At 62.6% G+C, this 23,787-nt stretch carries 22 protein-coding genes; 12 read left to right on the top strand and 10 right to left on the bottom strand.

The window, feature by feature from the left end; translation table 11 throughout:
- Window positions 1–24: 24 nt before the first annotated feature.
- Both ACUN0E_RS12145 and ACUN0E_RS12140 read left to right on the top strand, forming a co-directional pair.
- Window positions 25–807 carry a substrate-binding domain-containing protein gene (locus tag ACUN0E_RS12145; protein WP_445566723.1) on the top strand — a complete coding sequence of 261 codons (783 nt, stop codon included), beginning with the start codon at window positions 25–27 and terminating at the stop codon, window positions 805–807.
- A 133-nt stretch (window positions 808–940) separates the two neighbouring features.
- Entirely contained in the window at window positions 941–1,723 is a 783-nt protein-coding gene (locus tag ACUN0E_RS12140) for a hypothetical protein (protein ID WP_445566722.1), read from the top strand.
- A 19-nt stretch (window positions 1,724–1,742) separates the two neighbouring features.
- Here the strand turns inward: ACUN0E_RS12140 and ACUN0E_RS12135 are convergent, their stop codons facing one another.
- Complete coding sequence (locus tag ACUN0E_RS12135) at window positions 1,743–3,176, bottom strand: FAD-binding oxidoreductase (RefSeq protein ID WP_408510682.1); 1,434 nt, start codon at window positions 3,174–3,176, stop codon at window positions 1,743–1,745.
- Window positions 3,177–3,199: 23 nt separating this feature from the next.
- Window positions 3,200–4,189, bottom strand: coding sequence for an isopenicillin N synthase family dioxygenase (locus ACUN0E_RS12130; protein WP_408339656.1), 990 nt, complete (start codon window positions 4,187–4,189; stop codon window positions 3,200–3,202).
- A gap of 277 nt (window positions 4,190–4,466) precedes the next feature.
- Between ACUN0E_RS12130 and ACUN0E_RS12125 the strand changes: the two genes are divergently transcribed.
- The 5 genes from ACUN0E_RS12125 to hutC (ACUN0E_RS12105) all read left to right on the top strand — a co-directional run bounded on the left by ACUN0E_RS12125 (window position 4,467) and on the right by hutC (ACUN0E_RS12105) (window position 8,519).
- Window positions 4,467–5,294 (top strand): transporter substrate-binding domain-containing protein, encoded by an 828-nt coding sequence (locus tag ACUN0E_RS12125; RefSeq protein WP_408230047.1) that lies wholly within the window; start codon window positions 4,467–4,469, stop codon window positions 5,292–5,294.
- A 111-nt stretch (window positions 5,295–5,405) separates the two neighbouring features.
- Window positions 5,406–6,056 carry an amino acid ABC transporter permease gene (locus ACUN0E_RS12120; protein WP_408230044.1) on the top strand — a complete coding sequence of 217 codons (651 nt, stop codon included), beginning with the start codon at window positions 5,406–5,408 and terminating at the stop codon, window positions 6,054–6,056.
- A 30-nt stretch (window positions 6,057–6,086) separates the two neighbouring features.
- Window positions 6,087–6,749 (top strand): amino acid ABC transporter permease, encoded by a 663-nt coding sequence (locus ACUN0E_RS12115; RefSeq protein WP_408230041.1) that lies wholly within the window; start codon window positions 6,087–6,089, stop codon window positions 6,747–6,749.
- A 20-nt stretch (window positions 6,750–6,769) separates the two neighbouring features.
- The gene (locus ACUN0E_RS12110; protein WP_408230038.1) at window positions 6,770–7,639 is read left to right on the top strand and encodes an amino acid ABC transporter ATP-binding protein; all 870 of its coding nucleotides are present in this window, start codon (window positions 6,770–6,772) and stop codon (window positions 7,637–7,639) included.
- A gap of 79 nt (window positions 7,640–7,718) precedes the next feature.
- On the top strand, window positions 7,719–8,519 hold the full coding sequence (hutC, locus tag ACUN0E_RS12105; RefSeq protein ID WP_445566721.1) for a histidine utilization repressor: 801 nt from the start codon (window positions 7,719–7,721) through the stop codon (window positions 8,517–8,519).
- Between the two features lie 37 nt (window positions 8,520–8,556).
- On the opposite strand, the gene hutC (ACUN0E_RS12100) is transcribed toward hutC (ACUN0E_RS12105), so the two are convergent.
- The 8 genes from hutC (ACUN0E_RS12100) to ACUN0E_RS12065 form a co-directional block, all read right to left on the bottom strand.
- Window positions 8,557–9,240, bottom strand: coding sequence for a histidine utilization repressor (gene hutC, locus ACUN0E_RS12100; protein WP_325045801.1), 684 nt, complete (start codon window positions 9,238–9,240; stop codon window positions 8,557–8,559).
- A 212-nt stretch (window positions 9,241–9,452) separates the two neighbouring features.
- Entirely contained in the window at window positions 9,453–11,096 is a 1,644-nt protein-coding gene (locus ACUN0E_RS12095) for an HAL/PAL/TAL family ammonia-lyase (RefSeq protein WP_445566720.1), read from the bottom strand.
- A gap of 54 nt (window positions 11,097–11,150) precedes the next feature.
- Window positions 11,151–11,942, bottom strand: a complete 792-nt coding sequence (locus tag ACUN0E_RS12090; RefSeq protein ID WP_325045789.1) for an ABC transporter ATP-binding protein — start codon at window positions 11,940–11,942, stop codon at window positions 11,151–11,153.
- A 34-nt stretch (window positions 11,943–11,976) separates the two neighbouring features.
- Window positions 11,977–12,732, bottom strand: a complete 756-nt coding sequence (locus ACUN0E_RS12085) for an ABC transporter permease (protein WP_408230028.1) — start codon at window positions 12,730–12,732, stop codon at window positions 11,977–11,979.
- Between the two features lie 15 nt (window positions 12,733–12,747).
- Window positions 12,748–13,470: an ABC transporter permease gene (locus ACUN0E_RS12080; protein WP_408230025.1), complete on the bottom strand. Its 723-nt coding sequence runs from the start codon at window positions 13,468–13,470 to the stop codon at window positions 12,748–12,750.
- A gap of 92 nt (window positions 13,471–13,562) precedes the next feature.
- Window positions 13,563–14,387, bottom strand: coding sequence for a transporter substrate-binding domain-containing protein (locus ACUN0E_RS12075; RefSeq protein WP_408230330.1), 825 nt, complete (start codon window positions 14,385–14,387; stop codon window positions 13,563–13,565).
- A gap of 325 nt (window positions 14,388–14,712) precedes the next feature.
- The gene (locus tag ACUN0E_RS12070) at window positions 14,713–15,393 is read right to left on the bottom strand and encodes a methyltransferase family protein (protein WP_408339652.1); all 681 of its coding nucleotides are present in this window, start codon (window positions 15,391–15,393) and stop codon (window positions 14,713–14,715) included.
- 68 nt (window positions 15,394–15,461) lie between these two features.
- Window positions 15,462–16,301 (bottom strand): arylamine N-acetyltransferase family protein, encoded by an 840-nt coding sequence (locus tag ACUN0E_RS12065; protein ID WP_445566719.1) that lies wholly within the window; start codon window positions 16,299–16,301, stop codon window positions 15,462–15,464.
- A gap of 482 nt (window positions 16,302–16,783) precedes the next feature.
- Between ACUN0E_RS12065 and ACUN0E_RS12060 the strand changes: the two genes are divergently transcribed.
- The 5 genes from ACUN0E_RS12060 to ACUN0E_RS12040 all read left to right on the top strand — a co-directional run bounded on the left by ACUN0E_RS12060 (window position 16,784) and on the right by ACUN0E_RS12040 (window position 23,778).
- Window positions 16,784–18,307, top strand: coding sequence for a carbohydrate porin (locus ACUN0E_RS12060; protein WP_445566718.1), 1,524 nt, complete (start codon window positions 16,784–16,786; stop codon window positions 18,305–18,307).
- A gap of 100 nt (window positions 18,308–18,407) precedes the next feature.
- Window positions 18,408–19,559 (top strand): hypothetical protein, encoded by a 1,152-nt coding sequence (locus ACUN0E_RS12055; protein ID WP_445566717.1) that lies wholly within the window; start codon window positions 18,408–18,410, stop codon window positions 19,557–19,559.
- 111 nt (window positions 19,560–19,670) lie between these two features.
- Window positions 19,671–21,059: a Dyp-type peroxidase gene (locus ACUN0E_RS12050; RefSeq protein ID WP_445566716.1), complete on the top strand. Its 1,389-nt coding sequence runs from the start codon at window positions 19,671–19,673 to the stop codon at window positions 21,057–21,059.
- An 82-nt stretch (window positions 21,060–21,141) separates the two neighbouring features.
- Complete coding sequence (locus ACUN0E_RS12045) at window positions 21,142–22,173, top strand: iron ABC transporter substrate-binding protein (protein WP_408230007.1); 1,032 nt, start codon at window positions 21,142–21,144, stop codon at window positions 22,171–22,173.
- Window positions 22,174–23,778 (top strand): ABC transporter permease, encoded by a 1,605-nt coding sequence (locus ACUN0E_RS12040; protein WP_408230004.1) that lies wholly within the window; start codon window positions 22,174–22,176, stop codon window positions 23,776–23,778. It begins immediately after the preceding gene.
- Window positions 23,779–23,787 lie beyond the last annotated feature (9 nt).

Genomic DNA, 23,787 nt, shown 5'->3' with positions numbered 1-23,787 from the left:
CATCAGACTGCCACGCTTATTCGGATGAAAACCTTCTTTCTGACCATATTGAGCGCTGGGCTGCTGGCCAGCACCGTTGCATCCGCAAACGTCCAGGCGGCAGAACTTCACGTGATGAGTTCGGGCGGCTTCACCGCCGCTTACAAACTGCTCGGTCCCAGGTTCGCGACGTCGACCGGCAATACGCTCGACACCATCCTCGGGCCCTCGATGGGCAAATCGCCGGAAGCCATTCCGAACCGCCTCGAACGCGGCGAGCACGCGGACGTGGTCATCATGGTCGGCTACGCGCTCGACGATCTGATCAAGCAAGGCAAGGTGATTCCCGGATCGCGTGTCGAGCTTGCCGATTCCCGCATCGGCATGGTCGTGCGCAGCGGTGCGCCGAAACCGGATATCAGCTCGGTCGATGCGCTGAAAGAAACCTTGCTGCATGCCCGATCGATCGCTTACTCGGACAGCGCAAGCGGTGTCTATATCGAGCGCGAGCTCTTCAGTAAGCTCGGCATCGAGGATCAGGTGAAAGCCAAAGCGAAGATGGTTCCGAAGATCCCGGTCGCGTCGGTGGTCGCCAATGGCGATTACGAGGTGGGATTCCAGCAGATCAGCGAGTTGCTGCCGGTGCCGGGCGTGACCTTCGTTGGAAAGATCCCGGAGTCGGTGCAATCCGTCACGCGATTTGCCGCGGGCATCCCTGTGAACGCGGAGCATCCGAAAGAGGCCAAGGCGCTGCTTGACTACCTCGCCTCACCCGCCGCGCAACCCGAGGTCACATCGACCGGATTGGACTCCGTCGCAACGCATTGACGAAGCGGCCAGAGCGTGTCCGGCAAATACGTCTCATGCCGTCCACATTGCCTTGAAAAACAGAATTGGCCCCCTCCTTCGATATACGCCTAGCTGAGGGGCTTCACACGTCAAAGCGATTTCACTAAAAACTATGGAACAGTTGACCTTCGGGGCCTGCGTCAAGAAAGGATGGATCAGTTCGTGGCAAGCCGTTACGCAGATGCCCTGGCTGTTCCTGGGCGTTTGCGCGGTACTGGCCTGCACGTCGCTGCTGGCCCGCCCACACCCGGCCACCACGGCCGCCGAGGGTGTCGACGCAATCGCGCATCTCGGCCAGGGGCTGCTGCCGCTCGTCTGGACCGCGCTGCAACTGGTGGTGGGTGGCACGCTGACCATCAAGGTCCACCGCTTCGTGCTGCTCGGCGAAGGCGTGCAGCCGCTCGTGCCGCTCAATGGCAAACCGCTCGGCCGCTACGCGCTGGTCTCGCTGACTGTCGTGCTGTCGATGCTGGTGTTTGCCGCTCTGGCTTACGTCGCCATGCGCGCTTTTCGGCTCGGTGTCCTGATCTACCTGCCCATGCTGGTGATCTACCTGTTCGTCACCATGCGGCTGATCCTGCTCTATCCGTCCATTGCGCTCGGCAGCAGGCTCGCGCTGCGCGCCGCCTGGAAAGACAGCCGCGGGCACGTGTGGAGCATGATCGGCGTGGGCTTCGTCACGTATCTGCCGCTCTTCGTGCTAAGCGCCATTTTCCTTTTCTTCGCCGGCCCCAAAATGCTGGCCGCGCACCAGACCCAGGCCGTGGCCGTCATCGCGATCGTTCAGGCGCTGTTCAATGCCGTGTTCATCGTGTTCGCGGCGGCCTCGCTGTCATGGCTGTACCGCCGTTACGCCAGCGAACTGCTGACGCACGCCGTGGACGCACCGCAGTAATTCGCGCGATACGTCCTGCTCAAAACAGCTTGCCCGGATTCAGAATGCCGTGCGGGTCCAGCGCATGTTTGATGGCGGCCATGGCCGCCAATTCAGCAGGCGAGCGCGAGATCGGCAAGAACTCGCGCTTGAGCAAACCGATCCCGTGTTCCGCCGACACCGAACCGTGCAACGGTCCCAGCATCTCATAGACGAACGCATACACCGAACGGTGATCCACGCCGGGGATCGAATGACCGTCGACGGTGACATGCAGATTCGAGTCGCCGATATGCCCAAAGAAATACGACACGTTGCCCGGCCAGCGCTGATCGAGCGCCGCGCGGCAGCGGTCGACGAAAGCACCGATCTCGCTGATCGGCAAACTCACGTCGAAGTTGATCGCATCCAGCCGGACGGGAAACTCGGCGGTGCATTCGCGAATCGCCCATAAAGCGCGCACGTCGGCCACCGATTGCGCGATCACCGCGTCGCGAATCGCTTCTGAATCGAGCGCTTCGGTCAGTGCGGCGGAGAATCGTTCGCCGTCGTCGCTTGCATCGAAACTCGCGTGTTCGATCAGTGCATAGAGCGGATGCGAGTCGGCGAATGGCGAGCGGGTGCCCGTCAGTTTCACGCCGAAATCGTAGAAGTCCGGCCACATGATCTCGAACGCGCCGATGTCGTTGCCAAAACGCGTCGACAGGCGGCGCAGCAGGTTCACGGCGGCACCATAACCGTCGAGCGCAACGAGCGCCGTGTGGCGCGCCGCGCGTTTAGGATGGAGCCGCAGCACCGCGCGCGTGATCACGCCGAGCGTGCCTTCCGAACCGATGAACCAGTGTTTCAGGTCGTAGCCGGTGTTGTTCTTGACCATCTTGCCGAGCGAAGTCAGCACGTCGCCATTGGCGAGCACGACTTCGAGCCCGAGCACCTGGTCGCGCGCGGTACCCGACTGGATCACGCGATTGCCGCCCGCGTTGGTCGCCAGATTGCCGCCGATCTGACACGAGCCGCGTGCGCCGAGATCGAGGGTAAGCTCGAAGCCTGCTTCGGCGGCGGCTTCCTGTGCGGTTTGCAAGGTGGTGCCGGCGCATACGGTTAGCGTGGCCGAGGCGGTGTCGATTTCTTCGACGCCGGTGAGCCGCTCGAGCGACAGCGCGATATCGGTGGCGCGCGCAATCGCGCCGCCGGCGAGGCCGGTCATGCCGCCCTGCGGCACCACCGGTTGATGCGCCGCGTGGCAAATGGCCAGCGCGCGCGAGACGTCTTCCGTGCTGCGCGGCAAAAGCAGCGCAGCAGGACGCGTCGGATCATGGCGTGTCCAGTCGGTCATCGCGCGTTCGCCGATCTGCTCGCCGACGCGCACCGCGTCGGCACCGAGCGCGGCACGCAACGCGTCAAGTGTTGCGGAAAGCCGCGCCGCGCTGTGGGTTGCGCTGCTGCCTGCATTGCCGCTTACGTTGCTCGCCATGCCGTTTGCCGAACTGTTATCTGTCATGCAGTGGTTCCTTGCGTTCCTTCAACTGCTGCTTTCTTCCGATAACCCATCGAATCGTTGATCCGCCCGAGGATGTAGTCGCCCGCGGCGACCGGTTGGTACTTGAGGTCGGCTTCGCCCGTACCGAGTTCACGCGGATCGACCATCGCACCGTAAGTGGGATCATAGAACGTCGCGATCGAATAGCGCTCGCGCCCCGACGCATTGATCACGCGATGCAAGGTGGAGCGGAAGCGGTCATTGGTCCAGCGCGCCAGCAGATCGCCGACGTTCACGACGAAGCTGCCTTCGATCGGTGGCGCATCGACCCATGTATCGTTGGCGATTTCACGCACCTGCAAGCCGCCCACCTGATCCTGCCACAGCAAGGTAATGCAGCCGTAGTCGGTATGTGGCGCGACACCGAATTGATCCGCGTCCGGCTGGGGCGGTTGCGGCGGATAGTAGACCATCTGCGTGCGCTGCATCCGCTTCGAATAGCGCGGCGCGAAGAAATGCTCGTCGACGCCAAGGCTCAGCGCGACCGCCCGCAGCAGATCGGCGCCGCATGCGGCGATTGCCTCGTAATAACCGTAAAGCGCCGGCCGCAGTTCAGGCATGAAATCCGGCCAGTTGTTCGACCCACGCAGCGCCTGCCCGGCCAGCACGTCGGGATCGTCTTCCGGCAACTCGAGACCGATGCTGAAGAACTCCTTGTAGTCGGGGCGCTTGGCCTGATACATAGTGGCGTCGCCGAGCGCGTTGAAACCTCGATGCCGTTGATTGACCGCCGCGCGCCGCTTCGTCTCCACCGGAAACGCAAAGAACGTGCGCGCCGCCAGTTCGGCAGCATCGATTGCCGCTTGCGGCACACCGTGATTGACGATGTAAAAGAAGCCGATCGTCGTGCACGCTTCGCGGATTTCTTGCGCCACGCGCGTCAAAGCCTGCGGGTCGCCGGCGCGCACGCCGGCAAGATCGATGATCGGAATGCGGGTCACGGGCATTGCATTGCTCCCTGAAAAGCCGGCCAATTCAACTGACGAAAGAGGCGTGCGGATGACTTGCGACAAGCGCGCTCGCGCCTCGTGCATCCCAGTTGTATATACCGCCAAAAGCGTACTCGCAAGTTGCTTCATGGGGCTTCACATAAGGGCTTTTCTCTACTCGCGGGTTTATTTATTTTGCACGAAAACTGCGGTATATACTGCCTCGCATGACTCGCGCAGGGCCTCCCTGACGAACCGCTTTCGCGCGACACCGCTTTGCCAACCGGAGAATCCCATGAACATCCTTGCAGGCTGGAAGTGTCGTTTGGTCATGCTGGCGCTGTGCGCGGCAAGCGTCACCGCCCACGCGGAAGACCAGCTCGCCAAAGTGAAGAAAGCAGGCGAACTGGTAGTCGGTACCGAAATGCAGTTCGCGCCCTTCGACTTTCTTGAAAACGGCCAGCAAGCGGGTTTTAACAAGGATCTGTTCGCCGAGGTCGGCAAGGAATTGGGCGTGAAGGTGCGCTTCATCGACTTGCCGTGGCCGAGTGTGCTGCCAGGTCTCGAAGCCGGCAAGTTCGATATGGTGGGCGGCCCGCTGACGGTCACCAAAGCGCGCATGGAACGCTACACCTACACCCTGCCGATCGCGGATGCCACCGACGCGCTGCTCAAGCGAGCCAACGACGCCTCCGTCAAGCAATCGTCGGATATCGCCGGCAAGACTGTCGGCGCGGGCAAAGGCTCGGCCCAGCTCGACCAGTTGAAGGCCTACGTTGCTACCTTGCCGAAGCCGCCTGAAATCCGCGAATACGTCGACAACAATCAGGCTTATGCCGATCTCGCCGCCGGCCGTATCGCGGCGGTCGCGAACTCGATGACCAACATCGCGTACGTCGCCAAACAACGCCCCGAGGCCTTCGCCGTAGTACAGCCGCCGTTTGGCGCGAAAGTGTACTTTGCCTACTGTCTGCGTAAAGACGCGGACAGCAAGCCGCTCGCCGACGCCTTCAACGCCGCGCTCGTGAAAATGCACAGCGATGGGCGTCTCGCGGCCTTGCAGAAAAAGTGGTTCGGTGTCGCAATGGATGCGCCGACCACGATGCCCGCGCCGAACTATTGATGCACTGGCGCAGCGATGGCCTGATGTTTTGCAGCACGCTTTTCTGATGTTTGCGATGCGGGCGCTCCGGCGAGCCGCATCGCCCTCCCCGTTCTAGCGAGTGCGACGCTTATGTTCAGCACAACCGTCTTCCTTCAGGGTTTGCCGCTGCTGCTGCATGCGGCGCTCGCCACTATCGGTATTTCACTGACGGGTCTCGTGATCGGTTTCTTCGTCGCGATCGGCGTGTGTGCTGCCCGCCTCTCCCCGAAGCGCGCCGCGCGCATGTTTGGCGGCGCCTACGTGTTCTTCTTTCGCGGCGTGCCGATGCTGGTGCAACTGCTGCTGGTGTACTACCTGCTGCCGTTCGCCGGAATCAATGTCTCGCCCGTCGTCGCGGCGGTGAGCACCGTGTCGCTGTGTTCCGCGGCCTATATCGCCGAGATTCTGCGCGGCGGCTTCCTCAGTATTCCGCCGGGTCATATCGAAGCCGCGCGCATGCTCGGGCTTTCACCGTTCGATATGCTGCGGCGGATTCTGGTGCCGCAGGCGTTTCGCTTGACGCTGCCCTCGCTCGTCAATGAAATGGTGCTGCTGATCAAGGCTTCGTCGCTGATTTCGGTGGTGGGCGTGGCCGAGCTGACGCGCACCGCGCAGAACATTGCTGCCAGCACCTATCGGCCGCTTGAAGCCTACCTCGCCGCCGGGCTGATTTACTTCGTGATCTGCGGAAGCCTGGCGCTCGTCGCGCACGCCGCCGAATACCGTTTGCAGCACGCCTGACCGGCCCTGAGCTTGACATTGAACTAAGCCATGCAAAAGCTCGACCCCACCGTCATCACGCACAATCTGCAGCCGATCGCCGCCGGTCTCGCGACCACGCTCGGCACCTGGACCGCGGGCGTGGCAATCGGCATCCTGATCGGCTTTCTGATCGCCGTGCTCCAGCTCTTTTGCGGACGCTGGGTGCGCGGCGTTTTGCGCTTCTATATCGAGCTATTTCGCGGCACGCCATTTCTGGTGCAACTGTTTTTGCTGTACTACGGCGGCCCATCCTTCGGCCTCACGCTCGAACCGATGACGGCCGGCGTGCTCGGCTTAGGCCTCTATGGCAGCGCGTATTTCGCCGAAGCCTTCCGCTCAGGCTTTCAATCGGTGCCGCCGGGTCATCTCGAAGCGGCGTCATGTCTCGGACTCACCCGCTGGCAAGCCGTGTTGCGCATTCAGGTACCGCAAATGCTGGTCCTGATCGTGCCCGCGCTGACCAATCTGATTATCGTGCTGAGCAAGGAAACCGCGGTGTTGTCGATCGTCACCGTGCCCGAGCTCACGTTCGTGCTGACCGGCATCGGTTCGGCCACCTTCGCTTTCGTCGAAACGCTGCTGGTGCTGTGCGTGTGCTATCTCGCGCTGGTCGAACTGACCTCGCGCGTGGGCATGTGGGCCGAAACCCGCATCGCGCGCTTCATGGCATGAACGGAAATCCGGACCACCTTATGAACGCCATCGCCGACATGCCATCCTCCGCATCCACTGCTACCTTCGCTACGCTGCCCGGCGCGCCGCTGATCGAAGTGCGCGACCTGAAGAAGCGCTTCGGCGAAGTCGAAGTACTGCGTGGCGTCGATCTCGAGATCGCCCGTTCCGAAGTGGTCTGCATCATCGGCCCGTCGGGCTCGGGCAAGAGCACGCTGCTGCGCTGCCTCGCCGCGCTCGAAACCTACGATCAGGGCGACGTGCGCATTGAAGGCGAACTGCTCGGCTATAGCGAGCGCAATGGAAAACGCGTACGCGCGTCGCAAAGCGAGATCAATCGCGTGCGGCGCAACGTCGGCATGGTATTTCAGCAATTCAATCTGTGGCCGCATATGACGGCGCTCGGCAATGTGATGGAATCACTGCTGCGTGTGCGCCATCTGTCGCGTGAAGAAGCACGCCGCCGCGCCAATGCGATGCTGGAAACAGTCGGCCTCGCACACAAAGGCGATGCCTACCCGTCGAAACTCTCGGGCGGTCAACAGCAGCGCGTTGCAATTGCACGCGCGCTGGCGATGGAGCCGCACATCATGCTGTTCGACGAGCCGACCTCGGCGCTCGATCCCGAACTGGTCGGCGAAGTGCTTCAGGTCATGAAGCAGCTTGCGCGCGACGGCATGACAATGGCCGTGGTCACGCACGAAATGGGCTTTGCGGCACAGGTGGCCGACAAGGTGATGTTCATCGACCAGGGGCGCATCGCCGTGCAAGGCAAGCCGCGCGAAGTTTTTCATGACGCCGGACAGCCACGTTTGCGGCAGTTCCTGCAAAACTACTTCGACCGCAATGCCTTCTGGGCGCGCGGTCCTGACGATGCGGAGCCGGTATGAACCTGCACCGGTGTTCACGTGGTTCGCGTGGTTCGCGTGGTTCGTCCGTTTCGTGCGGACAGTAGCGCAAGGGCCGCCGATGTCTTCTACCGTTCGCAGCAAAACTCACGGCCACCCATCCGCCGCGGCGATAAAAGCCACGCGCAGGGCTAACGACGCACCGGCCGCCCGCTACGAACAGGTCAAAAACCACATCCGCCAGATTATCGAATCGGGCGCGCGGCAAGCGGGTGAGCGGCTACCGTCCGAACTGGACCTGGTCGCGACGCTCGGCGTGTCGCGCATGACGGTGAACCGCGCGTTGCGCGAACTCGCCGATGAAGGCCTCGTCACCCGCGTGTCCGGTGTGGGCACTTTCGTCGCGCAAACCAAACCGCAATCGACACTGCTGATGATCGCCCATATCGGCGACGAGATCCGCTCGCGGGGTCACGAATACGGCTACGACACGGTCCTTTCGCAACGCGAAACCGCGCCGGTAACCGTGTCGAGCGCTTTAGGACTTGCACCTGGCGCTTCCGTGTTTCATGTGATATGCGTGCATCGCGAGAACGGTTTGCCGGTGCAGCTCGAAGACCGCTACGTCAATCCAGTAACGGCACCTGACTTCCTGAAGCAGGATTTCTCCACGACGAGGCCATCGGAGTATCTGTTCGAGACCGTCCCGGCGCACGACGTCGAGCATATCGTTGACGCGGGTCTGCCGACGCGCGCCGAAGCCGAGTTACTGGAAATTCGTGTCGATGAACCCTGCCTGACGCTGATGCGCCGCACGTGGACGAGCGGCATTGCGGTCACGTTCGCGCGTTTCGTGCACCCGGGTTCGCGGTACCGACTGGGTTGCCGGTTCACACCCGATCTATCGCAGCGGCAGGGCTAGCGACGCGAGCCCCGTGCCCTCGCCCAGGTCTTGCCACTCACACGTTGCCCGCCAGATGGAAACGCGATGCCGGATGCCACAACTGCACCGACGTCGCCACGTCGTCACCCACCCATGTGCGGCGCCATAGCTGCAAGCAGGGCTCGCCGATATCCATCATCAGATGCCGCCGCACATACGCGTCAGGCTTCTGCGCATAGATGCGAAACTCCGCGCGCTGGATCGGCGCGAGCCGCACCATGTAGTGATTCGGTGTCTCGACGGTGAAGTCCTGTTGCAGGTAGTCGGGGAATACTTTCGGATTGACGTAGCGATCCTCGTACTGAATCGGCTCGCCTTCTTCGCTGTGCACGATGCACGAGTGAAACGCGGGGCCGCCGGCGAGACCGAGCGCTTCGAGCGCGTGCGGATCGTCGCTCGGTTCGAGCGTCAGCACACGCGCTGAATGGCGATGGCCGCGCGCCGCGATTTCGTCGGCGATATTGCGGATTTCAAGCACCGTGGATTCGTAGCGCTGCGGCGCAACGAACGTGCCGGAGCCTTGCACACGCGTCAGCACGCGGTCGGTCGTGAGTTCACGCAGCGCGCGCGATACCGTCATGCGCGCAACGCCGAATTCCTTGACCAGCTCTGTTTCGGATGGGATCAAACCGCCCGGCTTCCAGTCCCCCTCGCTGATGCGCCGGATCACATAGCGCTTGATCTGCTCATAGGCGGGCATCGCCTTCGCGGGTGTCTCATGGGTACGATCAGGGCGGTCCTGCGTGTCTGCGGTTTGCGCGTTTGTAATAGTGTTCACGTCGACCTCGTGGGTGGTACGCGGATGGTACACGGGTGGTACACGTCAGGCCGGTTCACCGGCGGGTAAGCCCGCTCACCGGCTTTGTCTCCATCAATCCAGGTGCATCAACTCAGGCCAGGCAACTGAGTCCTTCAACCTGCGTGGGCAGCCGCCCGGCCGTCATTGGCCGCCGGGTCGGCGTCGACCTTGCCCGTAGTGGCAACGCTCGTCACACTCGCCAATGCGGCAGGACCCGCGCCGCAGACTGAAGCGTCCAGCCCGGGCCGAATATTACCCGGGTTTGGCAGCGGCGGCGGTGTTTCATCGGCGATCATGCGAAACGCAATCGTCATGTCGTCCGCGAGTGGCCGGTCGTCGCGATAGGTCGGTACGACGCGGCGCACGCGTTGCCAGAGCGCGTCGGTGTGCGGTGCGCGCGGGGCATCGACGCTTTGCAGATCGTAAGCTTGTGCCGCCGCTAGCAATTCGATCGCGACGATACGCCCGGCATTGTCGACGATCTCCAACGCTTTCAGCGCAGCGGGCGTGGCGTGGCACAGGTGGTCCTCCTGCAGACCGGACGTGATGCCGCCATCGAGACTTGCGGGCATCGCGAGGCGCCGGTTCTGCGCGACCAGCGAGGCCGCCGTGTACTGCGCGATCATGAAGCCCGAGCAGGTGCCGCCCGGCTCCGCGAGAAACGCCGGCAAGCCGCTGACGAGCGGATTGACGAGGCGGTCGAGACGCCGCTCGGCCATCGCCGCGACTTGCGCGATCGCGGTGGCGAGACTGTCCATTGCCAGTGCGATCGACGCCCCCACCGCGTGCGCCTGCGAATAGACGCGCGGGTTTTCCGGCGTGCCGGCTACGATCGGGTTGTCGGTAATCGATGCGAGCTCGCGGTTGAGCACTTCGGCGGTCGCGGCCAGCACGTCGCGCGCGGCCCCGTGCACGTGCGGAATGGTCCGCAAGCTCAACGGGTCTTGCGTGCGCTGACCGACTACCGCAGCGAGGATGCCACTGTCTGCGAGCGCCGTGCGCATCCGTTCGCCGACCAGGCTCAGGCCAGGCGAGATGCGCAATGCCAGTGATTCGGCATCGAACGCGGCGAGCTGGCCACGCAGATTCTCGAAGCTCATCGCGGCAACCACGTCGCACCAGTCGAGCAACTGCTCGGCGCGCGCCAATGCCAACGTTGCGAGACCTGTCACACACGGTGTGCCGTTGACGAGGCTCAGGCCTTCCTTGGCTTCAAGCACCAGGGGTTCGAGCCCGAGCATCTGCAGCGCGTCGCGCCCTTTGAGCCGATCGCCGCGATAGCGCACATAGCCTTCGCCGATACATACCAGCGCAATATGCGCCATATGGCTCAGATAACCGACCGAGCCGAACGTCGGCACTTCGGGCAGGCAATCGGCGTTGATCAACGCCACGAGCCGGTCGGCGACTTCGAGGCGAATCCCCGAATGTCCGTGTGCATAATTGTTGACGGCCGCCACCATGATCGCGCGCGTTTCAGCCGCACCGAGCGGCACGCCGACGCCGACTGCATGACTCATCAGGATGTTGCGCGACAACGTGTGCTGCTCGGACGGCGACACGATCACGTCGCACAAGGCCCCGACGCCGGTATTCACGCCATACGCGCGAATGCCGCGCGCGACGATCTGCTCGACCAGCTCGCGTGACGCCGCGATCCGCGCACGCGAACTGGCGGAAAGCTCAAGCGGCTCGCCCGCCGCAACTGCTGCGGCCTGACGCCAGTTGAGAGAACAATCGGAACGGATCACGGCCATGATAGTGCGCTGCCCAGTGAAGTGATGAGGGGGTGACCAGCTAACGCTGATCAGTTAGTTAGTCGTGCGATCCTGGTGGCTCGACACGAATTGGCGGAAGCGGTCCGACTTGCATTCGACGAACACTTCGTCCGGCGTACCGTCGGCTTCTACCTGACCTTGATGCAGGAACATCACGCGATTCGACACATGGCGCGCGAAACCCATCTCGTGCGTGACAACCAGCATCGTGCGGCCCTCTTCGGCGAGCGAACGCATCACGCGCAGCACTTCGCCAACCAGTTCGGGGTCAAGCGCCGAGGTCGGTTCGTCGAACAGCATCACCTTCGGATGCATCGCCAAAGCACGCGCGATCGCCACGCGCTGCTGCTGGCCGCCAGACAGATGTGCCGGATAGTGGCCGCGTTTTTCCGCGAGACCGACTTTCGCGAGGAGTGCTTCCGCTTCTTCAACCGATTCGGCGCGGCTGCGCTTCTGCACGCGCATCGGCCCTTCGATCAGGTTCTCCAGCACGGTCATATGCGACCACAGATTGAAGTTCTGAAACACCATGCCGAGCTGCGAGCGCACACGATCCACCTGGCGGCGGTCGCTGGGATGCAGCTTGCCGTCCCCGCGTCGCTTCATTTTCAGCTCTTCGCCGCCCAGCGCCACCGAGCCGTCGTCCGGCGTTTCGAGCAGATTCAGGCAGCGCAGAAAAGTGCTCTTGCCAGAGCCGCTCGCGCCGAGAATCGAAATCACGTCGCCTTGATGGGCGTCGAGCGAAATGCCTTTGAGCACGTGGTGGTCGCCGAACGATTTATGGATGTTCTTGACCGACAGTGCAACAGGTGCCGTAGCGTTCATGGGATTCTCCAGATTCTGCAAGATTTGCGATCGTTCAGGGTGCGGCGCGGCGTGCTTCGGTCGTGGCAGAAACCGGCCGGCTCGGCGAGCTTTGCGTGGGCGCCGCACGCAGATGGCGCGACAGACGGATCTCGAGGAAACCGAGCAAACGCACAATGACGAAATTCAGGAACAGATAGATCAGCGCGGCGCAGATGAATACTTCCGTGGTGCGATACGTTTGCTGAATGATCTGCTGCGCGACGCCGGTCACTTCCCACACGGTAACGAGACTGGCGAGCGCGGTCGATTTGACGAGCAGCACGGCCTCGGTCGAATACGCGGGCAAACACTGGCGCAAAGCAATCGGACCGATCACGCGGCGCAGCAGCGCGAAACCCGACAGGCCGATCGAATAGCCCGCTTCGATCTGACCGACCGGCACGGCCATCAAACCACCGCGGATAATCTCAGCGGTATATCCGGCGGTGCACAGCGCCAGCGATAAAACCGCACACATGTACGGCTCGCGCAATACTGGCCACAGGAAGCTCTCGCGAATCACCCCGAACTGGCCCATGCCGTAGTAGACAAGGAACATCTGGATCAACAACGGCGAGCCGCGAAATACGAGGATATAAGCGCGCGCGAAGCGATTCGGCAGCCAGTGCGGCGACACGCGCATCGTGACGATCACGAGCGAGAGCAAGCCACCAAGAATCAGCGAGCAGAAGAACAGCCCTAGCGTGGTCGGCACGGCTGCAATCAGTTGCCGCAGCGTGTCGAGCAGGAAATCGAAGTCGAAATGCATGATGTCCGGTCCTCGTCAGTTGCGCGCGAAGTTGCGCTTGAAGGATCGGCCCACGCGCGCTTCGGCGCGGTTGAAGATCCGGTTCGAGATGCTGGTCATCAGCAGATACAGCGCGCCGCCCACCACGAAGAACGTGAAGTACTGATGCGTCGAACCCGCCGCGATCTGACTGGTGCGCAGCAGTTCGGCCAAGCCCGTGACGGAAATCAGCGCCGAGTCTTTCAGGCTCAATTGCCAGACATTGCCAATGCCCGGCAACGCGAAACGCAGCACTTGCGGAATCAGAATGCGGCGCGCCATCGTCATGGTGGGCATGCCGATCGAACGCGCCGCTTCGAGCTCGCCGCGCGATACCGCGAGCACCGCCGAGCGGTACACCTCGGCCTGATACGCGCCGGAAATCATGCCGACTGCGAGTGCGCCGATCACGAATGGCGGCACGCCGACAAAGCCGTCCGCGCCGAACCATTGACCGATCGTGGTCACGAGCGTCGAACCGCCGAAATAGAACAGATAGATGACGAGCAACTCGGGCACGCCACGAAACACGGTGGTGTACACATCGCCGATCACGCGCAGCGTGCGAAAACGCGACAGCTTGGCCGCCGCGACCAGCGCGCCGAACACGGCGCCGACCGCGAGCGCCGCCAGCGTGAGTGCGACCGTCATCAATGCTGCAAGCAGCAACACGCCGCCCCAGCCTTCCGGCCCGAAGCCGAGCATCTCTATCAGAGCCATTCCCTACCTCTCATCCATTACAGCGGATCGAACCAGCCAGCAGGCGCGGTTCTTCACACCCCGCCTGCCGCACATCTGAACGCTCAGGCGAATCAAGGCGTGACGTCAGTCTTGAACCACTTGGTGGAGAGCTTCTTGACGGTGCCGTCGGCAAGCGCGGCGCTGATCGCGGTATCGAACTTCGCTTTCAGGTCGGCGTCCTGCTTGCGGAATGCGAGGCCTTCACCCGGACCCCAGATCGGGCCGCCAATCTTCGGACCGGCCATGACGATCGACGCGGTATCTTTCTTGTCGATGTTGGCGGCGTAGTAGGTCACGTCGTCGAACGAGGCGTCGATGCGGCCGTTGGCCAGATCGAGATCGCGCTCGGGCGATGTCTTGTAGACGCGGATCGTGGCGACGTCCTTGAAGCCGTCGTTGATGAACTTGGTGTAAACCGTGCCCGACTGAATGCCGATGGTCTTGCCCTTCAGCTGCTTGCGCAAGGCGTCGACGGTAGGCTGGTCGGCTTTCGGATCGCCTGACAGCTTCACGACGCCTGCGGTCGGCACGGCCTTCGGCAGCACCTTCGCGTCAGTCACAGCGAACGTGGCCGGCGTAGCGGCGTACGGCTTCGAGAACGCGATGATCTTTTCGCGCTCCGGTGTGATCGAGATCGCGTCCATCAGCACATCGAACTTGCCGGCTTGCAGACCGGGGATCATGCCGTCCCAGTCTTGCGCCACAAGGTTGCATTGCAGCTTGATGCGCTCGCACAGGTTGGCGACCAGCTCCGGTTCGAAGCCGCCCAGCTTGCCGCCCGGCAAGGTCAGGTTCCATGGCGCGTAACCGCCTTCCAGCGCGATCGTCACCGTCTTCCAGTCTTTGGCCTGCGCCGGTGCCGCGAAAATCGTCGCGGCGCCGAGAACGGCGCCCATCAATGCTTTTGCTAACGTCGTGCGCTTCACTTTCACGTCGAAACTCCTTTGATTGAGGAAACCGTCGAGCTGGGTTTTTTCTGCCGCTTAATTTGTATAGACAAGTCTGCATGAGTCAAAAAGCAGTCGCAAGAGGATTTGTTAGAAATCGTCGGAATCATCGGGTAAGCCCCTATGAATTGCCGCGCGACAAGGCTTTTAAGGGAGTTCTGAACGTGCAAAGACAATGCACCGCGCTCGACCGGGTGCGTCAGCGTGGTGCATTTTGTCTAGACAGGTTGGTGCTTGAGAGCTTGGCGCGCTTCGAATTGGCGCCTTGCGCGCCTTACCAGATGAACGGGACGAAGCGGTAACGCACGCGTGAGGTGTAGGCGGTGTAGCCGTCGAGTTGCTGCGCCAGTACGCGCTCCTCGCGGACCGCGCGCCAGCCGATACCGATCACTAGCAGCGGCACGCAGGCAAGACCCCACCATGAGCCGAGCAGCAATGGCGTGCCGATGAACAACAGCAGCGCGGCCGAGTACATCGGATGACGCACATAGGCATAGGGGCCGGTGTCGATAACTTTGTGACCACGGCTTGTCTGGATCTTCACGACCGGCGCGGCAAAGCTATTGGCCTGGAACACGAAACGGCACATGAAGATACAGAGGAAGATGCAGAGCGAGCCGAGGCTCACCAGCCATACCGGCAGCGGCGCCGACCAGTGATAGCGCATCGCGTCGAATGCCATCAGGACGAGCCAGGCGGTCCACATCAGCGCCACGCCAATCATGAAGAAGCGGTCCCAGCGGCTTTGCTGCGCCTGAACGATCGGCGCGAGACGCTCGGCGAGGAGGCCCGGGTCGTGGCGTGCCAGCCAGAAGCCAACCCACAAACTCAATGCGCCTGTCTCGATCAGATACCACCAGCCGGCAGGCCATGCGAGGGTACCGGCGGCGCCGAACAGCAGCGCGCCCATGCATATCAGCCAGGCCACCGTTTGCAGAATGAGGCGCGTGATCATGATGAGTTTGTGGCGTTCGCTAAGGGTCGTTGATGACTCGGGGTGGGCAGGTGCCCGGTACGCTCTCGTCAGGCGGAGCCCGCCGCCGGTGAGCGCACGCGCCCGAACACTTCCGCCATGTCGATGTCACCCGTATTCAGACCGAATTGATCGCGCAGGCAGCTTGCCAGTTCATCTGCGCTTTCTAGTTGCCGTTCGCTGATGAGCTGGCCGTCCGCAGCGCGTTCGTTCAGTTGGTCGTTAAGCAGTGTCAGGCGCGATTCTGCGAGAACCCGGCACACGATCAGGTTGTTCAGAAAAACAGAATCCGGCGCGGTCGACGTGTACCAGTTCGAGGTCTCGTAGTCGATCCATTCGACCGGGTGCAAGTCGAAACGGTAGACGCGAGCCCAGGTTTCATCGCGGGATTGAACTTCGAGGTAGAGCGCATCGTGCGAGGCGTCGGCCAGACGGAACGTGCCTAGTTGCGAGGGTTGCGCGATGCCCGCGATCAGGCGCAGCGGCGCTGTCAGCGTCACGCTGCCGAAACCGATATCGGCGATCCATGCTTCGCTTTCTATCTCGACGCGCAGGACCATATGTGTGCGAGGAGGAATTGCACCGGATTCACGGCCCCACAGGACTCGGCCCAATAGCGGCGTAACGTTAAAGCCTAACTGCGTCAGGACGTTCGCGAAGAGCGCATTCTGTTCGAAGCAGTAGCCACCGCGGTGTTGCGTTATCAGCTTGTGTTCGACTGACTCGATATCGAGTTTTACCGCGCGGTGTGTGAGCGGATTCAGGTTCTCAAAGGGGATCGCTCTGGGGTGCAGCTTATGGAGTTCATGGAGTACTTCCAGCGTCGCCGCGCGCGGTCCTTTGTAGCCTATGCGGGTGAAGTAATTGTCCAGATTCACTGAGTGTGACATCGGTGTCGTCCCGGTATGGTTTTGGGCGTTGGGCATTTAAGGGCTTGGCATGACAGCGTGGCTTCGGAAGATGATCATAGCGTCTTTTGTTGCCTGCCCGAGGCGTCCACCTCTCCTTGTCTTCGTCGCCACCCGCCCTTGTCTATTGGCGCCGCTCCTGTTCGGAACGGCGGCTACTTCAGAAAGCGCTCCGCTAATCCGGCGCCGGTTTGATACGGCCAAACCATACTAAAACATTACTCTTATATTCCATTTTAATTACGCACAAACAACCTTTAGTAGCAGTCCGTAAAGCTCATAATTACACATCAGTAATATTGATGCGAATCGTTCTCATTTGTGTTGACGCACCTATTTCGCATGCGTACGATCTCGCCATCTGCTGCATCCGGCGTCGCGAACCGATGCAGTAAGTCGCTGGCGCACAGTGATGTACCGCCGCGATGCCCAGATGAGTCGATACAACACAAATAAGGATTTCGATGAAGTTCGCCCGATCAACAGAACCCGCCGGCCAGGCGCGTTCGCTTCGCGACTCCGCCTCGCGCATCGGTGCCGTGCGCCGCTCGCGTTTGCCCTCGATACGCCACGCCGCGCTTTGCACGGCTTTCGCCTGGGCCACGTTGAGTGCCGGCACCGCAATGGCCGACGCCAATCCCGATGCCGCACCGGAAGCGCCGGAAGCCGACCTGAACATCAAGGCGGCTCAAACGAATCAATGGACCGGCTTCTGGAATCGCCCGACGATGCTCGGCGACATTGGCGGTCTGCGCCCCTGGCTCGGCAAATATGGCGTGACGTTCGCGCTCACCGAAACCAGTGAGGTGCTCGGCAATGTCCGCGGCGGCCTCGCGCGCGGAGCGGACTACGACGGTCTCACGACAGCCACCGTGCAAATGGATACGCAAAAAGCGTTCGGTTTGCCAGGCGGCCTGTTCAACGTCAGCGCATTGCAGATCCACGGCGCCAACCTCAGCGCCAACAAGCTGGGCACGCTGAATACGGCGAGCGGCATCGAAGCCCAGGACACGACCCGCCTGTGGGAACTGTGGTACCAGCAGTCGTTCCTGAACAAGCGCATCGACGTCAAGGTTGGTCAGCAAAGTATCGACCAGGAATTCATCACCAGCACGAATTCGGCGCTGTTCGTGAACACGATGTTCGGCTGGCCTGCCCTGCCGTCCTACGACATGCCGTCCGGCGGTCCCGCTTATCCGCTGGCCGACCTCGGCGTGCGCGTGCGCGGACAGATCACGCCTTCGTTGACAGCGCTCGCCGGCGTATTCGACGGCGATCCGCTCGGCAACAACCCGAACAACATAAGCGGCACCAACTTCAACCTGCATAACGGCACGCTGTTCATCGGCGAGTTGCAGTATGCGATCAACCAGCCGGCTGACGGGGAAATGGTCGGTATGGGCGGCGGCGGTTTGCCGGGCACCTACAAGGTCGGCGTCTGGTACAACAACGGCAGCTTCGCTGATCAGCGCTTCGACAACACCGGCCTCTCGCTTGCGAACCCGGCAAGTACCGGCGTTGCGCAGAATCATCACGGCGACTACAGCTTCTACGCGGTCGCCGACCAGATGATCTGGCGCCCGGATCCGGACGAGCCGCGTAGCCTCAACGTCTTCGCGCGCGTAATGGGCGCACCGGGCGACCGTAACCTGGTAAGCGTCGCCGCCAATCTCGGCATCGTGCTGAAGGCGCCGTTCGCCGGCCGCGACAACGACAGCGCCGGCATCGCGCTCACGTACATCAAGATCGGCAACCATGTGAACGGTCTCGATCAGGATAACCTGGCATTCAGTGGCGGCCCGTACGGCGTGCGCACCAGCGAAACCACACTCGAAGCGACCTACCAGTACCAGGTCAACCCGTGGTGGCAGTTGCAAGCCGATGCGCAATACACGTTCAATGCCGGCGCCGGTCAGAACCCGAGCGATCCCACGCAGCCGCTGCGCAATACGTTCGTCATCGGCGTGCGGACCAACATCACATTCTGATGCCGTTCCCAGCCATCACACACGCTCTAGCCCAATCGAATCCCATGCTTTCGATCATGACCGCAACCACCGCTTTGTGCGCAGGCACGGAGGCTCACTCATGAACAACCCCACGCGCCTTATTTCGCCGCGCGCCGCGCGGGCCCTGCTTGCCGCAACCGTCAGCGCCGCCGCATTCGCGACGACCGGCATTGCGCACGCCGAACCGCAAGGTTTCCTCGAAACCGTCAAGCATCACACCACGCTGATCAACACCGTGCCGGAAAACGGCGACCAGAATCCGTATGCGGTAGTGGTCGCACCGGTCACGGCCGGTACCGTCAAGCAGGGCGACGTGCTGGTTGGCAACTTCAATAATTCGACCAATCTGCAGGGCACCGGCAGCACGATCATCAACTATCACCCGGACACCAGACAGATGACGGTGTTCGCCACGGTGCCGCGCGATCTGAAGGAATGCCCGGGCGGCATCGGCCTGTCGACCGCGATGACGATGCTCAAGTCGGGCTACGTGATCGTCGGCAGCACGCCGAGCAATGACGGCACCACGGGCACCAAAGGCGCCGGCTGCCTGATCGTGATCGATCCGAACGGCAAGGTCGCATCGACCATCAACAGTCCGAACATCAACGATCCGTGGGGCAACATGGCGGTCGTCGACAACGGCACGAGCGCGACGCTGTTCGTCAGCAACGCCGGTTTCGGCGTGGGCGGTGCGAACGGCAATCCGCCGGTGTTCAAGCAGGCCACCGTGCTGCGTCTGGACCTCGACGTGCCGGCCGGCAAGCCACCGGTCGTGAAGAAGGAAACCGTGATCGGCAGCGGCTTCGGCGCGCAGGCTGACAAGGGCGTATTCCTCGTCGGCCCGACCGGCCTCGCGCTCTCGGGCGATCAGAAACTGCTGTACGTGTCCGATGCAATCGGCAACCGCGTCACCGAAATCGACGATCCGATGACGCGCGACACCAGCGCGGGCGTGGGCCGCCAACTGACCGCCGACGGCTTGCTGCATCGCCCGCTCGCGATGGTCACGGCGCCTAACGGCCACCTGCTCGTCACCAATGCACTGAACGGCCAGATCGTCGAAATCGATCCTGCCACCGGCAAGCAACTCTACGCACGCTGGATCGATACCGACAAGGCGCAATCGCCCCCGGGCAACGGCGACCTGTTCGGTCTCGCGATGACCCCGGAAGGCGACGGTTTCTACTACGTGCAGGACGATGTGAATACGCTGGTGCTGGCCAGGTAAGCGACGCAAACAGGACAGGCAAACCAGCCACGCAAAAGAGCGAAGCGAACCCGGCCTCAGAGCCGGTCGCAAAACCGGCACATCCCACGGCCAACTGAAGGTGAAGTAACCATGGCAAACGATCAACCCCCGCGGCCCTCACGGCGCGGTTTTCTGAAGGCCGGCAGTGCGGCGGTCGCAGCGGGCGCGAGCCTCGGTGCGACCGGCGTCGCCCAGGCCGCGCTTGGCAAGACGCCGGCGCACAACGCCGATCCGCTGATGGCGGTCGAGCCGTTCTACGCCCTGCATCAAGGCGGCATCGTCACGCCGCAGCAGAGTCACACGTATGTCGCCGCGCTCGATCTCACGACCGACAAACGCGACGACGTGATCGCCCTGCTGCGCGCCTGGACCGACGCCGCTGCGCGTCTGACGCAAGGCGCCACGGCCGCACCGCTGCCGACTGGCACCGCGGCCAAAGCGGAACTGGCCGACACCACGATTGTTACGAAGGCCGATGCCAAGGCCGACAATACGGCCGACAACGCGGCCTACAGCCGGACCAACACCAAAGCCGCGCCCGATTCCGGCGACGTGCTCGGCTTAGGCCCATGCGGCCTGACGATCACGTTCGGTTTCGGCCCGGGTCTGTTCACGAAAGACGGCAAGGACCGCTACGGCCTCGCCGCGCGCCGCCCCGCCGCGCTCGTCGATCTGCCGCGTTTTAACGGCGATCAGTTGATCGAGCAGAAGACCGGCGGCGACCTGTTCATCCAGGCCTGCGCGAACGATCAGCAGGTCGCGTTTCACGCGGTCCGGCAACTGGCGCGTCTCGCGTACGGCACCGCAGCGATGCGTTGGGGTCAATCCGGTTTCCTGTCGGGTCCGCGCGGTCAGACGCCGCGCAATCTGATGGGCTTCAAGGACGGCACCAACAATCCGTCGACCGCGAAGCCGCAGTTGATGAACGAATTCATCTGGGCCGGCGCCACCGCCGACGCACCCTGGATGGAAGGCGGCACCTATACGGTGGTGCGGCGCATCCGCATCACGCTCGAACACTGGGACAACACCGAGGTGGATTTCCAGGAGCAGGTATTCGGCCGCCACAAATACAGCGGCGCGCCGATCGGCAAGAAGAACGAGTTCGACGCGGTGGACCTGAAGGAAGAAGACAAGGACGGCAATCCGGTGATTCCGGAGAACTCGCACGTGCGTCTGTCGAATCAGGCGAGCAACAACGGTGCGCAGATTCTGCGCCGCTCGTACTCGTACAACGACGGCACGAACTTCTACATCGAGCGCTGGCCGCCATGGCGTCAGGAAACCGAGTACGACGCGGGCCTGATTTTCGTGGCTCACCAGAGCGACCCGCGTACCGGCTTCATTCCGATCAATGACAAGCTCGCGAAGTTCGACATGATGAACCAGTTCACGACGCACGTCGGCAGCGCGGTGTTCGCTGTGCCGCCGGGCGCGAAGCCGGGTTCGTATATCGGCGCAGGACTGTTCGAGACGTAATGCAAGCCGCGAAGTAAGCCGCTATGCCACGAGGCAAGCGGCATGGCGAAGACCAATAACATCATTAACGGATTTTAGGATCATGGCTCATTCCTGGTTTGGCACCCGCCTGCGCCTGCTCAGCAGCGCAGCCGCCCTCACGCTGGCCGCCTTCGCGACCGTACCGTCGACGGCCCACGCTGCGTCGATCACGCTGTACAGCGCGCAGCACGAGCAGGTCGTCAATCTGCTGGCTAAAGATTTCGAGAAAGAGTCGGGCATTTCGGTAAAGATCCGCAGCGGCGAAGGCCCGGCGATGGCCGCGCAACTCGTCGCGGAAGGCACCGCCACGCCCGCTGACGTCTACTTCACGGAAAACTCGCCTGAGTTGATGCTGCTCGAAGAGAAAGGCCTGCTGAGCCACGTGAACGACTCGACGCTCGCCACCGTGCCGGCGCGTTTCAATTCGCCGGGCGGTGTATGGGTTGGCGTGACCGCACGCGAAAACGTGCTGGCCTACAACACGGCCAAGGTGCAGGCATCGCAACTGCCGCAGTCGCTGTTCGATCTGGCCAAGCCGGAATGGAAAGGCAAGGTCGGCATTGCACCGAGCGACGGCGACTTCCTGCCGCTCGTGAGCGCCGTGCTCGCACTGAAGGGTGAAGCGCAAACCGTCGCATGGCTGAAGGGCCTGAAAGCCAACTCGCAGATTTTCGACGACGACGAAGGCGTGGTGGCAGCCGTCAATCGCGGCGGTGTCGCGACGGGTCTGATCAACAACTACTACTGGGCACGTCTGCACGCTGAAATCGGCGATGCGAAAACCCGCAGCGCGATCTATCACTTCGGCAACGGCGACGCCGGCGCGCTGGTGAACGTATCGGGCGCAGCGGTGCTGAAGTCCGCGCACAACACGGACGGCGCGCAGAAGTTTCTTGCGTATCTGGTCAGCGAGCGTGCACAGAAGCTGATGGCGAACAGCCACGTCATGTTCGAATATCCGTTGCATGCAGGCGTTGCACCGGACCCGATCCTCAAGCCCTTCACTGAACTGAACCCGCCGGCGCTGACGATCCAGCAACTCGGCGACGACAGCCTGGCAGGCAAACTGCTGCGTCAGGCAGGCTTGCTGTAAATGAGCGATGCCGTGTCAGCCGGGCCTCCGGCTGTAACCTCCGCCCCGGCGCGCGCCCGTTTGCGCGCGCCGCGCGGTTTGTTTGCGGCAGCAGCACTCAGCGCTTTGCTGGTGTTGCTGCCGATTGCGTTTACCTTCTGGCGGGCGGCGAGCTTCGGCATCGACGAGGCGGTCGATCTGATCTTCCGGCCACTGGTCGGCGAACTGCTGGTCAACACGCTGCTGATCACCGTATCGACCACGCTCGTCTGCGCTGTCGTCGGCACGGCGGCCGCATGGTTTGTCGAACGCACGCATTTGCCGGGGCGTCGTATCTGGGCCGTGCTCACCGCCGCGCCGCTCGCGATGCCGGCCTTCATCTCGAGCTATGCGTGGGTGTCGCTGAGCCTGGATCTGCAGGACTTCAACGGCGCGCTGCTGGTGCTGAGCGCCGCGTATTTCCCGCTCGTTTATCTGCCGGTGGCCGCGGCGTTGCGCAGTATGGACCCGGCACTTGAAGAAAGCGCGCGCGCGCTCGGCTGCAACCGCTGGGCCACGTTCATTCGCGTCGTGTTGCCGCAACTGCGCCCCGCGCTGCTCGGCGGCATGCTGCTGGTGGCGCTTGGCGTGCTGTCCGAATTCGGTGCGTTTACGCTGCTGCGCTTTCGCACCTTCACCACGCAAATCTATGCGGAATACCGCACCAGTTTCGATGGCGGCGGCGCTTCACTGCTCGCGTGCCTGCTGATCGTGATCTGCCTGATCGTGCTGGCGTTCGAGTTTCGGGTACGCGGCGCGGCGCGTTATGAACGCGTCGATCGCGGGACGCGTCGCGCGGTCTTGCGCTACGACCTCGGCGCGTGGCGCTGGATCGTCGTGGCCGGTTTCGCTGCGCTGGCGATCGCGACGCTCGGCGTGCCGCTCGGCATGATCGGCTACTGGCTCACGCAACCGGGCGCGGCCGCCGTCACACCGGCCGACGTGTCGCCCGAACTGCTGTTCAGCGCGACGATCTCGTCGCTCGGTTTCGGGCTCGCTGCCGCGCTGTTGACCACGCTGCTGGTCGTGCCGCTCGCGTTTCTGCTGGTGCGCTATCCGACGCGTTTCGCGACGCTGTTCGAACGCACCGTTTTTCTGGCTCAAGGCATACCGGGGCTGGTGATCGCGCTGGCGATCGTATCGCTCGCGGTGCATGCGCTGCAACCGCTCTATCAAAGCGCGACGCTGCTGGTGATCGCTTACGCGATGCTGTTCATGCCGGTGGCGCTGGTGAGCGTGCGCGCCGCCTTCATGCAGGCGCAGCCGCGCCTCGAAGAGACTGCGCGCGCCCTCGGTCTGACCTGGTCGCAGACTCTGTTCCGCGTGGTGTTGCCGCTGGCGGGTCCCGGGCTTGGCGCGGCAGCGGCGATGGTGTTCATCTCGGTCGTCACCGAGTTGAACGCGACGCTGCTGCTCTCCCCGATCGACACGCGAACCCTCGCGACCCAGGTCTGGGCCGACACGTCGACGATGGCGTTCGCCGCCGCGGCGCCTTATGCGGCGCTCCTCACCGGCATTTCGCTGTTCGCCTCCGGCCTCCTGTTCGCGTTGCTCGGCAAATCGGCTTTACTCGGCGAACGCAACTGAACGTCGCGC

The sequence above is a fragment of the Paraburkholderia sp. D1E genome, from assembly GCF_052682275.1.
Note: the sequence above shows the minus strand (reverse complement) of the source record. Positions and strands in the feature narration are given on the sequence as shown.